Origin of the sequence: Duncaniella freteri (genome assembly GCF_004766125.1) — a bacterium.
Taxonomy (GTDB): Bacteria; Bacteroidota; Bacteroidia; order Bacteroidales; family Muribaculaceae; genus Duncaniella; species Duncaniella freteri.
Genome location: NZ_SJSA01000002.1, coordinates 520,226 through 535,097 on the forward strand (window position 1 = coordinate 520,226; position 14,872 = coordinate 535,097).

The 14,872-nt window shown below is 44.3% G+C and carries 15 protein-coding genes, 1 tRNA gene and 2 pseudogenes; 9 read left to right on the top strand and 9 right to left on the bottom strand.

The window, feature by feature from the left end:
• Positions 1 to 43: 43 nt before the first annotated feature.
• From EZ315_RS12335 to EZ315_RS12365, 7 genes and pseudogenes are all read right to left on the bottom strand, one after another.
• Positions 44 to 1,291: an ABC transporter permease gene (locus tag EZ315_RS12335; protein WP_170957539.1), complete on the bottom strand. Its 1,248-nt coding sequence runs from the start codon at positions 1,289 to 1,291 to the stop codon at positions 44 to 46.
• A 25-nt stretch (positions 1,292 to 1,316) separates the two neighbouring features.
• On the bottom strand, positions 1,317 to 1,871 hold the full coding sequence (locus EZ315_RS12340) for a helix-turn-helix domain-containing protein (RefSeq protein WP_160658659.1): 555 nt from the start codon (positions 1,869 to 1,871) through the stop codon (positions 1,317 to 1,319).
• A gap of 2 nt (positions 1,872 to 1,873) precedes the next feature.
• Positions 1,874 to 3,202 carry a tRNA lysidine(34) synthetase TilS gene (tilS, locus tag EZ315_RS12345; RefSeq protein ID WP_135472341.1) on the bottom strand — a complete coding sequence of 443 codons (1,329 nt, stop codon included), beginning with the start codon at positions 3,200 to 3,202 and terminating at the stop codon, positions 1,874 to 1,876.
• A 20-nt stretch (positions 3,203 to 3,222) separates the two neighbouring features.
• Positions 3,223 to 4,491 (bottom strand): glycoside hydrolase family 28 protein, encoded by a 1,269-nt coding sequence (locus tag EZ315_RS12350; RefSeq protein WP_135472342.1) that lies wholly within the window; start codon positions 4,489 to 4,491, stop codon positions 3,223 to 3,225.
• A gap of 10 nt (positions 4,492 to 4,501) precedes the next feature.
• Positions 4,502 to 5,302, bottom strand: a pseudogene (locus EZ315_RS12355) (rhamnogalacturonan acetylesterase); the annotation flags it as partial.
• 57 nt (positions 5,303 to 5,359) lie between these two features.
• On the bottom strand, positions 5,360 to 6,550 hold the full coding sequence (locus EZ315_RS12360) for a DUF4861 domain-containing protein (RefSeq protein WP_135472344.1): 1,191 nt from the start codon (positions 6,548 to 6,550) through the stop codon (positions 5,360 to 5,362).
• Between the two features lie 126 nt (positions 6,551 to 6,676).
• Entirely contained in the window at positions 6,677 to 7,537 is an 861-nt protein-coding gene (locus tag EZ315_RS12365) for a sigma-70 family RNA polymerase sigma factor (RefSeq protein ID WP_135472345.1), read from the bottom strand.
• A gap of 198 nt (positions 7,538 to 7,735) precedes the next feature.
• Between EZ315_RS12365 and EZ315_RS12370 the strand changes: the two genes are divergently transcribed.
• The 4 genes from EZ315_RS12370 to EZ315_RS12385 all read left to right on the top strand — a co-directional run bounded on the left by EZ315_RS12370 (position 7,736) and on the right by EZ315_RS12385 (position 10,831).
• Positions 7,736 to 8,566 (top strand): glycogen/starch synthase, encoded by an 831-nt coding sequence (locus tag EZ315_RS12370; protein WP_135472346.1) that lies wholly within the window; start codon positions 7,736 to 7,738, stop codon positions 8,564 to 8,566.
• Positions 8,567 to 8,627: 61 nt separating this feature from the next.
• On the top strand, positions 8,628 to 10,052 hold the full coding sequence (locus tag EZ315_RS12375) for a DUF4270 family protein (RefSeq protein ID WP_170957540.1): 1,425 nt from the start codon (positions 8,628 to 8,630) through the stop codon (positions 10,050 to 10,052).
• A gap of 66 nt (positions 10,053 to 10,118) precedes the next feature.
• A tRNA-Thr gene (locus tag EZ315_RS12380) sits at positions 10,119 to 10,191 on the top strand.
• Positions 10,192 to 10,345: 154 nt separating this feature from the next.
• On the top strand, positions 10,346 to 10,831 hold the full coding sequence (locus EZ315_RS12385; RefSeq protein ID WP_170957541.1) for an Ig-like domain-containing protein: 486 nt from the start codon (positions 10,346 to 10,348) through the stop codon (positions 10,829 to 10,831).
• Positions 10,832 to 10,856: 25 nt separating this feature from the next.
• Here EZ315_RS12385 and EZ315_RS12390 read toward each other — a convergent pair whose 3' ends face one another.
• Both EZ315_RS12390 and EZ315_RS12395 read right to left on the bottom strand, forming a co-directional pair.
• Entirely contained in the window at positions 10,857 to 11,822 is a 966-nt protein-coding gene (locus EZ315_RS12390; protein WP_242452597.1) for an ISAon1 family transposase, read from the bottom strand.
• Entirely contained in the window at positions 11,797 to 12,168 is a 372-nt protein-coding gene (locus EZ315_RS12395; RefSeq protein WP_123612966.1) for an ISAon1 family transposase N-terminal region protein, read from the bottom strand. The genes EZ315_RS12390 and EZ315_RS12395 overlap by 26 nt, the downstream gene beginning before the upstream one ends.
• 67 nt (positions 12,169 to 12,235) lie before the next feature.
• Between EZ315_RS12395 and EZ315_RS16995 the strand changes: the two are divergent.
• The 5 genes and pseudogenes from EZ315_RS16995 to EZ315_RS12415 form a co-directional block, all read left to right on the top strand.
• Positions 12,236 to 12,301 (top strand): annotated as a pseudogene (locus tag EZ315_RS16995) (hypothetical protein); the annotation flags it as partial.
• A gap of 9 nt (positions 12,302 to 12,310) precedes the next feature.
• Positions 12,311 to 12,943 (top strand): Ig-like domain-containing protein, encoded by a 633-nt coding sequence (locus EZ315_RS12400; RefSeq protein WP_347294113.1) that lies wholly within the window; start codon positions 12,311 to 12,313, stop codon positions 12,941 to 12,943.
• Positions 12,944 to 12,992: 49 nt separating this feature from the next.
• Positions 12,993 to 13,682: a hypothetical protein gene (locus EZ315_RS12405; RefSeq protein WP_135472350.1), complete on the top strand. Its 690-nt coding sequence runs from the start codon at positions 12,993 to 12,995 to the stop codon at positions 13,680 to 13,682.
• A gap of 64 nt (positions 13,683 to 13,746) precedes the next feature.
• Positions 13,747 to 13,959: an Ig-like domain-containing protein gene (locus EZ315_RS12410; RefSeq protein ID WP_170957542.1), complete on the top strand. Its 213-nt coding sequence runs from the start codon at positions 13,747 to 13,749 to the stop codon at positions 13,957 to 13,959.
• 223 nt (positions 13,960 to 14,182) lie between these two features.
• Complete coding sequence (locus EZ315_RS12415; RefSeq protein ID WP_135472352.1) at positions 14,183 to 14,827, top strand: SanA/YdcF family protein; 645 nt, start codon at positions 14,183 to 14,185, stop codon at positions 14,825 to 14,827.
• Positions 14,828 to 14,872: the final 45 nt, after the last annotated feature.

Sequence of the window (14,872 nt, forward strand, 5' to 3'; positions counted from 1 at the left end):
TCTGCGAGCCTCATTCATAAGGAGTGTTGTCCTTTATAGATTTTTATTCATAGTTGATTGCTTTTGACGGAGGAATAGTTGTGACAATTGCTGAAGGCAATAGCAATACAATAAAAGACAACACTATTATTCCGGCATTGAGAAGCAGTATCGATGTCCAGTCAATCATTACCGGTACATGATCAAGATAATATGAGTCGGGATTCAGAGGTATCAGTCTTGTCGTTTTCTGAATGTACAGGAATCCGATGCCTATTATATTGCCAAAAAGCAAACCGCGAGCGAGTATTCTTACAGCAAGAAGAATGAATGTGCTGCGCACCAGTCTGTTGGATGCACCGATCGCTTTAAGAATGCCTATCATGCTGACACGTCTCAATATAAGTATAAATAATGAAGAAATAAGGGTCAGTATGGTCAGTAATGACATGAGTGTCAATATCACCTTAACATTTGTATCAAGGAGGGCAAGCCAGTTGAAATACAGTGCTGCTGTGTCGTGTATATTCACGATGGAATATACACGATCGGTACTTCCTGCATACAGTCGATCAAGATAGGCTTTCGAAAGTTTTGCCGACAGATTGTCAATAGTTTCATCGTCAGGCAGACCGTTTATCTCGGCTATAGTGGCGCATGTGTCAGGCACAGACGCCACCTGCTGTAGCATCGAAAGAGAGCCGAACACCATGTTACGGTCATACTCACTGAAATGAGTGTCATATATTCCGGCGATTTTCAGCCGTCGTGCACGATAGGCACCATTGCCAAGGAAATATGTATCGACTTTCTGCCCGAGTTCAAGTTCCAAAGTATTTGCCAAGGTCCTTGATACCATAATATGATACATTGTAGAATCAGAGCTGTAGTCAGGTATAATTCCTTCGACAAGATTGGACCGCAGGAAAGACCAGTCGTAATTATTGTCAACCCCCTTTATTATGGAGCCGGAAAAATTTTTCGGAGTCTTGATTATGGCAGGTTGGCGTACAGAGAGAGAGACCGATGCTGAAGAGGGGAGTATCTCGCGGGTAGTTTTCAGATCATCGTTTGAAATAAGTACCGATGCATCGGTGTCTGCTCCAGTCTTGACTCCTATTGACATCTGTGAATCAAATCCTATTACCTTTTGTCTTATCTCATGGCGGAACCCCATCATTACCGATATGGATACGATCATCACTATCACCGATAAAGTGATACCGATGATAGCAATCAGAATTCCGGTCGATCCGTTGTTTCGGGATGACTTGAGCGACAAACGCTGTGCTAAGAATAACGAGAGTGACATATCTCCAATAGAATCAATGAGAAGCCTATACTTCATTTAGCCCCTTCCGGCTCATAGAAGTGCGCAGGTACTCCGAGGGAGTAAGCCCTGTTATATTTTTGAATTGGCGGGAAAGATGTGCCACACTGGAATATCCGGTATGGTCGGCAATCTCTGAGATTGTCATCTGCCCATATCCAAGAAGCTCTTTCACCCACTCTACACGTTGTGCCATCTGGTATTTTTCAAGTGTCCTGCCTTCATGTGAGGAGAATACTCGGCTTATAGTGTCATATGGCGCGGCAAGAGTATCTTCAAGGCACTTGGACAGGTTCAGTCGGCATTCGTGAGGCTCGCGGATATGCTTTATCACAGCTTGTTTTGTGCGTTCCACCAATTGGGATTCTGTATCGAGTATACGTGAGAATCCTTCATGTTCAAGCAGATTGTCAAGCATGTCAAGGGCTGCACCATCCAGGTTTTCTTTGATTTGCGCACGTCCTAAAGTGATGTTCTCTGTGGTAAGGCCGGCTGATTTCAGTACGCGCTCCACAGCCTCGATACAATGATGGCAGACCATACCTTTTATGATTATCTCCATTATCAGCGCAATTTTATTTGTATTACCGATTGGGTCTGTTCTGTGATTGGAAAATGCCTTGAAGCACGTACTCCAGCTATCCATATCAGTTCGTCGTTGCGGAAGAGTAGGAGAGTGGAGTCTTTCTGGGCTTGTGTGAATTTTGCATCCTTGAATATGTCACTGACAAGGCGCGAGCCTTTCATGCCGAATGGGGATAGACGATCGCCTTTATGCCATGTGCGTAGACACCATTCGGGAGAACCGTTCATGACGTTGGAATCCAGATATATAGAATCAGGTTTCAGTAGCCTTTTTTGTTTTAGGGAATTGAATTCATTTGTTGTCAGTGTCGATACCTTTAGTGCCGGTGATATAAGGTCCCGAAATCTTTCCTCCTTTTTTATATTATGTTTTTCGGAGTATTCTGAGAGTATTCCTCTCTCAAGAACAAATGGACAGGATGGGGTTACAAAGAGTTGCCCCGACTGAGCATTTACACAAGTACCGTCACAACATTTTATGAGATTCTCTATCTGGGAAGGGGTGAACCCTTTTGGCGAAAGCATCTCATATAGTAGAGTGGAATGCTGCGCTTCGGAATTAACTATTCCTGACACGTCGATACTTCCATTCGCAAGAATGTATTTCCGTGCTTTTTCATTAATATATGTTCGATATAAAGTGTAGTTGTCACGAAGAATATCAAGAGATTTCACCATTGCATCAGTCGCGCCGGGGAATAATCTTTCTATCTCAGGCAGAATGATATTCCTGAGTTTGTTGCGCTTGTACTCATTCTCAAAATTGGTGTGGTCATCGACCCATGAGAACCCTTTTTTAGACACATATTTCTCTATATCGGCACGGGATGTTTTCAGTAGCGGACGTATGATGTTGCCGTTGACAGGTAGCATCCCTTTCAGTCCGTTTATGCCGCTTCCACGCAACAGATTGATAAAGAATGTTTCCACATTGTCTTCCCTGTGATGTCCTACAGCAATGTAATCACATGTGCCGGAGGCGATCAGTTCGTTCCACCAATCGTAACGCAGGGCGCGGCATGCCATTTCGAGCGATTCAGCAGTGGCGGCACGGCGTGCTGTGACATCGAAATGTTTGATGAGGAGTTTCACCCCGATTCTGTCGCAAAGCTCCATGCAGTGTTTCATGTCGCGGTCACTTTCCTCTCCGCGAAGATGAAAGTTGCAATGTGCGGCTATGCAATGTGCACCAGCCTCCTTCAGTGCGAGAAGCAGAGCTACGGAATCAGCACCTCCGCTCAATCCCACAAGGATGCGGCAGGACTGAGCGAGGTGCTTTCTAATAAACTGCTGAACTGCTGTTGTCATTACAGGTGTAGCGAATGTTTTTATTTTGTCGGATTTTCGATCTGTTTTCCGTTTATTGTGACATTTTCAAGTTTTACTCCAGGATAAATACATTCGAATCCGGGATTGCTTGCTTCAACCTTAACATCTCGCATGATGAAATTGCTCACAGTGTCCGATGGATTCCCGGCAATCACACCCAATGTTTTTACTTTGACATCTACATTTTCGATAAGGATGTTTCGCACAATGCCATAAGGCTTTTCGGAAGACCCTTCAAGGTTGAAGAACTGTTTCCAAGGCTTCATGTCAATTACGGTGCCGCTTGACCCGGTTATATTTTTGACTGTAATGTTCTCATATATCTGATATGTGTCGGGACGCATTTTCAATCGAAGTATTGCAGTGCCGGTATTTACATGGCAGTCTCGCACTTCGATGTTGCGTGCATGAACACATTCGCTTCCAAGGGTGAGAGTGCCATGAAGGTTAGGGCCGAATGTGCAACGTTCCACAAGAATATTCTCTACAATACCATTCTCGGCAGATCGATTGGCGTAGACTCCTTTCCCTCCTTTGATGCACACACCGTCATCATCACAATCCAGATAGCAGTCGCGGACAATGACATTGGAGCATACATCAAGATCAATGGCATCGCTTGATGGGGCTCTTACCGGTTCGCGAGGAGCGGTGATGCGGCAATTTTCAATAATTACATCATTGCACTGATACAGATGTGTAGTCCAGAATGGCGAGTTGCACAATGTGGGACCACTGAGTTTTACGTTGTCACAGCCCCATAGGAACACCAGCCTCGGACGATGAACCTCAAGATTGGTGCAGGATTCTTTGATTTTGGCACGTTCGGCACGAAGAGCCCAGAATTGTTTCCAATATTTAAGTCCGTTGCCGTTGATCATGCCAGGACCTGTGATTGCAAAGCCGTCCACATGATAGGCATTTATCAGAGCCGCATAGTAGTATATGCTTCGTCCCTCCATTCGGGATGGTATCAATGGGAAATTCTCTATCTCATCGGAGCCTTTTATGCATCCCCCATCTTCAATATGTAGTGTTGTGCCGGGCTTGAAGAAGAGCGCGCCGGTGAGGTATGTTCCTTTCGGAACAATTATGCGCCCGCCGCCTGCTGCCTCGGCCATATCGATTACTTTCTGAAATGCAGCAGTCTGAATCTTGGTGCTGTCGTTTGTTACGCCATGAGATGTGATGATGTAGTCCTTTGCAGAAACCCCTTGTGCCAAGGCAAATGAAATAGCCAGGGATACAGATGTTATGAGTCTGTTCATATATGGATTACTTGTTTAGGTTATATATCTCGGGACGGATGTATCTGCGAAGCTCAGGCACCTGTTTGGCAAGAGCATTCACTGCGAGACGTGACACCATAAGACCGCCGATAACAGTGAGATGGGTGTTGTCTATCTTCCCTTTGGGGCAGAATTCGTATGTGCCGGCAGGTATCCACATAAATAGGTCGCGAGAATTGTTGGGACCTAAATTCTGCACAAGTTCATGAGTGAGCTTGTTCATGTCGATGAATGTCGTTCCGGTCTCTTTTGCCACATTGCGGGGTGAATCAAGATATGCCCCATGAGTGTCAATAAGTATCACTCCCTCCTGTGGGTAATTCCCTTTCCATTCTTTCTGCTTGTCATCACTTTCGGATGCCACATCGATCATCGATTGTGGAGGGAAATTACGTCTGACAATGGAATTCATGAGGATAGGTGTCGCTCCTTTGCTTTTTGTATCGTTTACGAATCGGCGCAGGTTGTCGTCAAATGTGCTCCCGGGAATGGTATAACGATCCGGGCTCTTTATTTTTTCATCATTATGTCCGAACTGGATTATTACATAATCTCCCGGACGGATTAATGACATCACATTGTCCCATCGGCCTTCATCAATGAAACTCTTGCTTGAGCGTCCGTTTACCGCATGATTGTCAACTTTGATTTTTCCTTGCAGATATACCGGAAGCATCTGCCCCCAGCCACGTTCCTGATTCTCTTTTTTAAGAGGTTTGTTTGCCATTGTGGAATCTCCGATCATGAATACTGTTACAGTATCGGAGGGCTCTGCTGCGACAGCCGGCATCACAGTCAGGCATGTGGTAATAAATAATGTTGTTAAAAGTTTCATGGTTATGACTATTTATCTCTTTCTTGTGGTTTTGGCAACAGTTACTTTTACCGGAGCATCAAGCCCGCGACGCCATTTTTTAAGGTATGCGAACCATTCCTTGGATGAGCGTGGTGATGTCTCGTCGCGGAGTGCGGCGGCTGTTATGGTATAACGGATTTTCCCTTTCGTATCCGGAGTGAGGAGGGTTAGATAATTGACATCGTCCTCAAGAGTTTTTGCCAGATAAGGCTCACGAACTGAAATTCCAAGTCCCAATGTGTCGGTCACCTCTGGCATATTCTTGTCGGGCAGATTGTCGCCCCAGCTCCCTGCAAGTCCCTGAGGGGTGATGAACCCTTTATTATTGTTCATTATTTTCTGTATGCCTGTGGCAAATACTGCCCCCTTGGGTGCTCCTTTCAGAATTATTTCAACATCATAGTCGCGATGACCCTTGTATATTGTATACCGCTGGGTCATATCAATTGGAGTGCCATTATATATCCAGCCTTTATCCTGTACCTCTATCACGGAACGGAGCGGTCCGGTGGTTACTACTCGCTGACCGCGGGTGGTGACTGTGTCGATTGTCACAGGTCTTGAGCCGTTCCATCCTCGGAATGAGCCCATTGCTACCGATGTGCCGGCCCAGAGAATATCTCTGCCGTATCCCTGATCGAGCTGTTTACGTGTTGTATAGAAACCGGTTGAGTCAAGTTCAAGACGCGGATGGTTCTTGGCATATAGATCTATGCTCTGACGGTTGTCCATATACACTCTGATGGCATTGTATAATCCTTCAAGCACAGCTCCATGACCATAGATGCTGCTGTACATCTGGCGGTTATCGACATCTCCGGGATATGTTATGGATGAGATTTTGGGATACTTTTTATTCTTGTCGTTAAGTCTTATATAAGCATAGGTCCCTGGCGTGAGATCCGTATCGGCATCCTTTGCAGAGAATCTCACTTTGAAACGACGTGTCTCGCTGGGTTTCATGTCAAGAAGCAGCACCAGTTCATCGGGGATTCCGTCGGCATTCATATCATCAAGCTGATATGGTACATCGGGCATTTCCGGAACTGTTATTGAACGAACTTCACCGGCAGAAGATGGGATTGAAATTACCACAGGGACATCCTGGCGTGACTCAGGCAGTGGATTTGTTACTGTCACAGCAAGCGATGAGAGCACGGCTGCGATTAAGGATGGTATCATAGTGATTGTATCTAAGGCGATTGTGATGAATCATTGAAATGATAAAAGGCACAAAACACAATATCCCCTCAATTTAGAGAAAGAGTATTGATGTTTTGCGCCTTTATGACTCCCGGACAATATATATTACTGTCCGAGATAAGCTTTAAGCAAATGGCTCTTCTGACCCTTAAGCCGACGTATGGCTTTCTCCTTGATCTGGCGCACACGTTCACGGGTTAGATCGAACTTGGCTCCGATCTCCTCAAGGGTCATTTCCTGGCAGCCTATGCCAAAAAACATCTTGAGAATCTCTCTCTCTCGGTCGTGGAGCTGCTTGAGTGCGCGGTCCACCTCCTTGGCAAGCGACTCCTGAGTGAGTGTCGAGTCAGCCATAGGGGAGTCGTCATTGGTGAGCACATCAAGGAGACTGTTGTCCTCTCCTTCCACAAACGGAGCATCGACCGATATGTGGCGGCCGGATACTTTAAGAGTGTCAGCAATCTTGTCGACAGGCACGTCGAGACGCTCGGCAAGCTCCTCCGGTGAGGGGCGGCGTTCATTCTCCTGCTCGAACTTTGACAGAGCTTTGCTTATTTTGTTGAGGGACCCTACCTGGTTGAGAGGAAGTCGCACAATACGACTCTGCTCAGCCAATGCCTGGAGGATGGACTGACGTATCCACCACACAGCGTAGGAAATAAATTTAAAACCGCGTGTCTCGTCGAACTTCTGTGCCGCTTTAATCAAGCCGAGATTGCCTTCGTTGATGAGGTCGGGGAGGCTTAGTCCCTGATTCTGATACTGTTTTGCCACTGATACAACGAAGCGTAGGTTGGCACGAACGAGCTTGTCGAGAGCGCGTTGGTCACCCTGGTGAATGCGTTGAGCCAGCTCTACCTCCTCCTCAACGGAGATGAGCTCCTCGCGACCTATCTCCTGAAGAAATTTGTCGAGCGAGGCACTTTCACGATTGGTGATTGATTTGGTGATCTTTAATTGTCTCATGTCTTACTTAACGCACAATTAACGTGCAAAGTTAATAAAATATTGCGTAAAAACAGCCAAATTAATGCATAAATTTTAATAAACATGAAACCCATAGCTTTTTGACGGCTGAAATAGCTGTCGTTTCGGGAATTTTTTATAACTTTGTAACGCGGAATATTATACCCGCATCCTTTCTAAACAGCATTAACCATCCAAATGGAGGCAAAAAAAGTTTTATTCATCTCACAGGAGGTTTCACCTTACGTACCTGACACACCTATGTCGAAGCTCGGATGCGAGATACCGCAGTCGATTCATGGCAGAGAATTCGAAGTAAGGATCTTCACTCCTAAATATGGGTGCATCAATGAGCGACGCAATCAGCTGCACGAAGTGATACGTCTTTCTGGCCTCAATCTAATGATTGACGATAACGACCACCCTTTAATAATTAAGGTGGCTACGCTATTACCATCGCGTATGCAGGTATACTTCATCGATAATGATGATTATTTCCATCCGCTTCCGGAGAAGGGGCTTGAGACAGAAGTTATCCCTGAGGAGAATGATGAGAGGCTTATGTTCTTCACTGCCGGTGTGATGGAGACGGTAAAGAAATTACGTTGGCAACCTTCGGTGATACATTGCAGCGGATGGGTATCGGCTCTTGCTCCGTTGTATCTGCGCACCAAATATGCTGACGATCCGACATTCCGGTCTGCCAAGATTGTATATGCATTGCAGCCCGAGAAGTTTGATGGTGCTCTTGACCCTCGTTTTGTGGAGAAGCTTGAACAGAACGAGTTCTCTGCCGAAAATCTGTCCGCTATATCCGGAGCTCCGGTAGATTATATCACCCTCAACAAATTCGCAATAGACTATTCTGATGCAGTGATGCAGGTCACTGAAGATGTTGATCCGGCACTCATAGAATATGCTAAGCAGTCAGGTAAGCCATTTTTGGAATACATCCCTGAGGAGGAACGCAAAAAGAAACAGGTCGAGTTTTACCGAAGCCTAATAGGGGACGGTGAAGATGACTTTTAACTTAGTACGAAATCAACGAACAGAACAGATCCGGATTAGTCCCGGATCGATACTCAGAAACATGAAACGCATTTTCCCGCTTATATCCGTAGGGCTTGCTTCTATTATGGCACAGTCATGCGAGGACTCCACCACTCAGGCTGGCAGCTCATTGGTAGAGGACGAAGTGGAGATTGTATATGACTCGTCATTCTCTACGACAGGTGTCTCGGACCCGGTCACGTCAGTACATTCAAGGACTATCCTTCAGCTTCTCGGAAGGCTTAACGCTGAAGGATATGGAGAATTCTCATCCGATATAGTGTGCCAGTATATGCCTGCGGCTAATATTGACACCACCAATACTACGGCAAATGATGTTGATTCCGTAAAACTGTTGCTCCTTATGTATAAAGGAGGATTTGCAGGTGATTCAGTGGTTCCCATGGGTCTTTCAGTATATCCGCTTACGCAGCAATTGCCAACCGACATGGAAAGTAACTTCAATCCTGCCGGGATGTATGATCCTAATCCGATAGGTTCTGTGTCCTATTCGGCGTTGCTTGATGGCTCACCCGACAGAGGCGTTGACTCGGAGGGGAGTGTGTACAAGCAGATTGTAGTGGATCTGCCCAGGCAGATAGGCATTGATCTGTATAATCTTTATAAGAGGTCTCCGCAGACTCTGTCTTCGCCAAAAGAGTTTGCGAAATGGTTTCCTGGCCTGTATATCACCACATCGTTCGGATCAGGTCGAGTAACAAGAATAAGCAACAACTCTATCCAGGTGTATTACCATTCCACTCATCGCATAGGGGAGGGCACTGATAATCCTCGCGATACTATCATCAAACATGTAGGTGCATATATGGCAGTGACCCCCGAGGTATATACCAACAATAATATCTCCTACAAAATGAGCCCTAAGCTCTCATCACTTGCCAATTCCGGCAAATCGATACTTGTGGGACCATTGGGTTATGATGTGGAATTCAAATTCCCTGCTCGTGAGATATTGAAGAAATATAAGGAGCAGACCGGAGAGCTTGCCATAGTAAACTCCCTGTCGTTCTCTATTCCGGCTGTAGAGGTTGAAAATGACTATGGGATAGCACCGCCTCCATATATTCTTATGGTGAAGAAATCGCAGAAAGAGAAATTCTTCTCGGCACTCAGTGTCAACGACAATATGTCGTCATTCTATGCCACATATGATTCGAACTCTAAGAAATACGATTTCTCTTCAATGCTTAATTACATCAACGATATAATCAAGCGCGGAGAGGTTACGGCAGACGACGAAGAGTTTGTGATATGTCCTGTGAATGTGTCCTATTATCCGTCGGCAAGCTCTTCAGACTATTATTCGTACTATTATTACGGATATTCAACAGCATCAACCGCCCGTATAAGTTCGATATCGCCATATGTGACCGAACCTGTGATGGTGCAGCTTGATTTTGAGAACGCCAAAATTGATTTCTCATTCAGCAAACAGACGATTTAAAAATATCGCTTCGGCAGTACACAATTAAGAAAAAATGCTTAACTTTGCACTGCCGAAAGCAATAAAGCCGCAATAGCTCAGTCGGTAGAGCATTTCATTCGTAACGAAAAGGTCGCGGGTTCGAGCCCCGCTCGCGGCTCAAAGTTAAAAGGGTAATAATCAAGTGGTTAAATAGCTTGATTGTTGCTCTTTTGATGTTAATATTGTTAATCAACATCTGTTAATAGCTAAAAATGTCGTACTTTTGGACAAAAATTCGTGCGCGTTTTGATTTAACAATAAAATCAATAATAATGGAAAAAATCAAAAAACTTTTCTTGCTTATGGCAATACTCTTTCCTGCCATAGCATTCACAGCTTGCAGCGATGACGAACCAAAAGAACCATTAAGAGCAAAGTTCAAAGAAAGCTCTATTATTCTACGAGTAGATGAAACATCTGTTTTACAGGTTGTTATTGAGAGTGGCAATATCGAAATGGATAAAGCTGTTTGGAAAAGCTCTAATAACGATGTTGCAACCGTATCAAATGGAATTGTGACAGCTGTGTCTGTTGGAAAGGTAGATATATCACTTTCATACAATGGTAAATTTGTTGCATCTTGCAAAATTACCGTATCCCCAATAAAAGCCTCTTCTGTTGTATTAAGTGAACATAATCTAAATATGATCATCGGAGAGAGCGTAGAACTTTATGCGACAATAGAACCATTCAACACCACAAACAAAGAAAAAAATGGGAAACTTCGGGTCAAGCCGAAATTCCGGTGCATTTGTTAAAATTCGAGAGCTGAAATGTTAAAGTTTAGGCGTAGAGTTTGACGAGACGGAAGATGAAGAAGTTTCGGTCTCTTACGCCACGCATCTGCGAGCGGAAGATTTTCACTTTGGAGTTGAAGGCTTCGGCCGAGGCATTAGTTGCGCGACGTCGGAAATAATTGAGGATAGTCGGGGCGTGGTTCTTGAACGTCCTGATGACAGAGCGGAAGTTGTTGTTGCCCAATGCCATTACTTTTTCATACCACTTGTTCATCCGACCCATTGCTTTGGTGGGTGATATCTTTGCGTTGAAGATTTGGCGCAGTTCCATAGCCAGATGGTATGCAGCTTTCAGTATCGGATAGTGTCTGAACAGAATGTTTGCGCGATGACGCTGTATGTCAGTCCATTTGTTCTGCGACATCATCAGGGTGTGCTTGCTGCGGGCAAGGATCTGGCGCATGGTCTCGCCGTTGGAATATGTAATTGGAGGCTCTGATTTGTCACGGCTGTTGTCTTCGGCAATGAGCTGTCGGCGGATGTCTATGCGAATTTCGTCGACAGCCTCGTTATAGACCTGCTGCACATGGAAGCGGTCGTTAACGACGTGGGCGTTGTAGAATACCTCGGCGGCTATCAGCATCATCGAGGGCGACAGATCGCAGGTCACTTCTTTTACCCTGCGTCTGACCGATTTACCCATGGCTCCGATGAGGATTGTGGTTATCTCATCGCTCTTTGTGCCGGGGATGGCCGCCGCCAGCGTCCCACGGCCGCCGTGTCCGTCCTTGTTCGTGAGGAAAGTCCATACCTCGCCGTTGCTCAGGCAGGTTTCGTCAAGACTCATGTACGGGCCGATATTGTTAGCGTTGAAGTAGAAGCCGCAACCGAGTTCGGCCTCACGCCATTCGGTATAACCGCTTATCCTGTTGCGATACTGTTCGGCAAAATATTTGCCGTTGACGCAGTACATCTGCGCTATATGCTTAATCGACAATGCCGTCGTCTCCACCTTCGTCTTTTAAAAAAGCCACGAACTCGGCGCTGAGTCGTGTCCTCTCCTCGTTGGGCAGTTCCAGGTTATATGAGAATATCTCGTTGGTCTTTTTGTCCCACCATTTGTTCTTGCGCATGTGCAGGAACACCGGTCTGCCGCGCATCGGATAGTCCTGCACTGTAACGTAATCCGTGTATCCACGTGCCACAATGTTAGGATTGCGGAAATCCTCATCCGACAGTTTCTTCTTCTCGTCAAGCCATATGTCGTAGGACTGGTCTGTCTTTTCAAACTTGACCATCTCAAACAGTTCGTCCAATCCTTCTGGCAGGAATTGCCAGAATGCATCTGCGGTTTTCATACCGCAAATTTAACTCTTTTCCAAAAATTCATGCACCGGCATTTCGATTTGAGCCGAAACTTCTAATAAAAAAGTGGCAACTGTCACTGACGAAGGGATAATAACTGCTGTCTCAATAGGAAGTGTTACCATAAAAGCTGTTGTGCCAGGAACAGACATTTCAGACAAATGCGAAATTACTGTTAATCCTAAAGCTGTTACAGGAATAGAGTGTCAAAGCAATGCAAGTGTGCTTTTAGGTGAAACTGTAAAAATAAAAGCATCAGTAAAGCCGATTGATGCCTCAAATACCTCAATAGTTTGGACCTCACTCAATCCTGAAATAGCCAATGTAGATAGTAGTGGAAATGTTAAAGGTGTAGCTTTAGGCACTGCTATAATTGTTGCCAAAACTATTGATGGAGAATTTGAAGGTTCCTGTTCAGTTGAAGTGTTTGGAATTGATCAATGTATCAAAATTTTCTCATCACAAGGAACCGAAGGCAGCACATCATCTGGATTTTATAGCTATCTAAGACTCAATATTAATACAAATTCTACTCAAAAAATTTATATTAATTCAATCCTATTGGTAGATGAAAATAACTATCTTAAATTCGGTGAAACGCCAAACATATCATGTATTGAATATACAAATAAATATGTGACAGTCAATCATGGAAATTCACATGGGAACACCTTTATGGCTGACGGATGGAAGTTTATCATAGACTACACATGGAATGGGAAAAACTATCAATATACTCACACCCATAAAGGAGGCATTTTAATGTAGATAACAGTATGGCATTAGAAGGACGATGGATATAAATCTGAATAACAACATGAAAAAGTTTTTACTTATATGGTTGATGATGGTACTGATGGTAGTAGCGGGCTGTAAAGATGAGCGAGTAGTGCAGTTTGCTCAAAGTGAGGTGCAAATAGTAACAAGTGATGGGACAATTATCTCTGTTTATGATAGCTATGGGGATTTTAGCAACTGTATATGCCGAGCTGATGATGGCACTGTTGTCGGTGCATTTTTAAACAACGAAAATGGCAGAGTCGACATACTAGGCTATTCTCCTGGAGAGACAAACGTGCGGATTATAGACGAGACAACAGGGGGGACATTGTCAATGTGTAGGGTTAGAGTCCTCGGCCCGGATGATGTCGATTTTGAGATTAGTGATGAACAATTATCATTTCAGAATACGTCTCAAAGTATATTTGTCTTAAAGGCGCAATCAAAATATAATTTAATGGCAACATCAACTAACTATACACCATCGTCTTTGTTTTATTTATCAGTAGAGAGCGATAATGATGAAGTCGCACAAGTTAAGTTGATAGAATGTTTTCCCCCGAATCCTGATGGCCAAACGAATTGGCATACTAAGCATAACGAATTTACCCACAAGTTTGAATACTCTTATTGTGAAATACCTATAGAACTAGTTGGAGCGGGAGAAGCGTGTATCACAATTTCATTTGCGAATGGGTCTAATGGATTAAAAAAAATGCCATATTAGTGTCTCTGAGGTTTCCGTTACTAGTGTAACTCTTTCTAACTACTATTTATATGGTATGCGTCCAATGAATAAATATCAACTTAAGGCCACTGTACATCCTGAAAATGCAACAAATAAAAATGTCATTTGGTATTCTTCTAACCCAGATGTGGTAACTGTGGACTCTGACGGTTGGATAGAAGCGGTAGGAGTCGGGGACGCTACTATTTATGCAGAGGCTGAGGATGGAGGAGTTAAAGCATGGTGTGCTGTGCGTAGTACGGCTTTCTTATTTTGAATAGAATATAATTTATGATATTAAAACCCAAGTCGGATGCCACCTGTGGATAAGATTGATCTGCCCCCTGAAAACAATTTATTTTTGTTCTCTGAAGAGTTTGTCTGATGGGGTCAAATCAATCTTGTCCACAGGTGGCATCTGACTCTGGGTTTTCCATCAGTCAACTAATTCCGGTCTTATAATATAAACGTTTATGGGCAATAAATCCTGTCTAAGAACTATGATCAAACGGATTGTGCTGAGCATTTCCGTGTTCATGTTTTTAGGAATAGCCTTTACTGTATATGTCAATGTGAGAGTTGAGAAAGTTACTCAGCATCGGCTATATACTGATGTCAGTTTAATTCCTCGCAACAAGGTTGCGCTATTGCTTGGGACAAATCCATTGAATAGACTTGGGCGTCCAAACACATATTTTTCCACTCGAATAAAAACTGCGGCAGAACTTTATTGTGCCGGTAAAGCAGACTATATTCTTGCCAGCGGAGACAATCACTCAAAGGGGTATGATGAGCCGACTGCTATGCGTGATTCTCTTATCGCTAATGGCGTTCCTTCCGACAGGATTGTTCTTGACTTTGCCGGATTCCGTACTCTGGACTCAGTTGTCAGGGCTAAGGAAATATTCGGTTGCGACTCATTGACTATAATATCACAGACTGATCATAATTCCCGGGCATTGTATTTGGCAGAGTCCAATGGGATAGATGCTATTGCGATATCAGCTCCGATAAAAGCCGGTCGATTGGTCCGTATTCGTCTCGCTCTTCGTGAATGGCTTGCACGAGACAAGATGATGCTTGATATATGGTTTGGCAAAAAGCCGCATTTCCTTGGAGAAAGAATTGAGATTCCGGATGTTTAATGCAAATCAAGCCTTTATAAAATGGGCATAGTTGTGTACGATAAG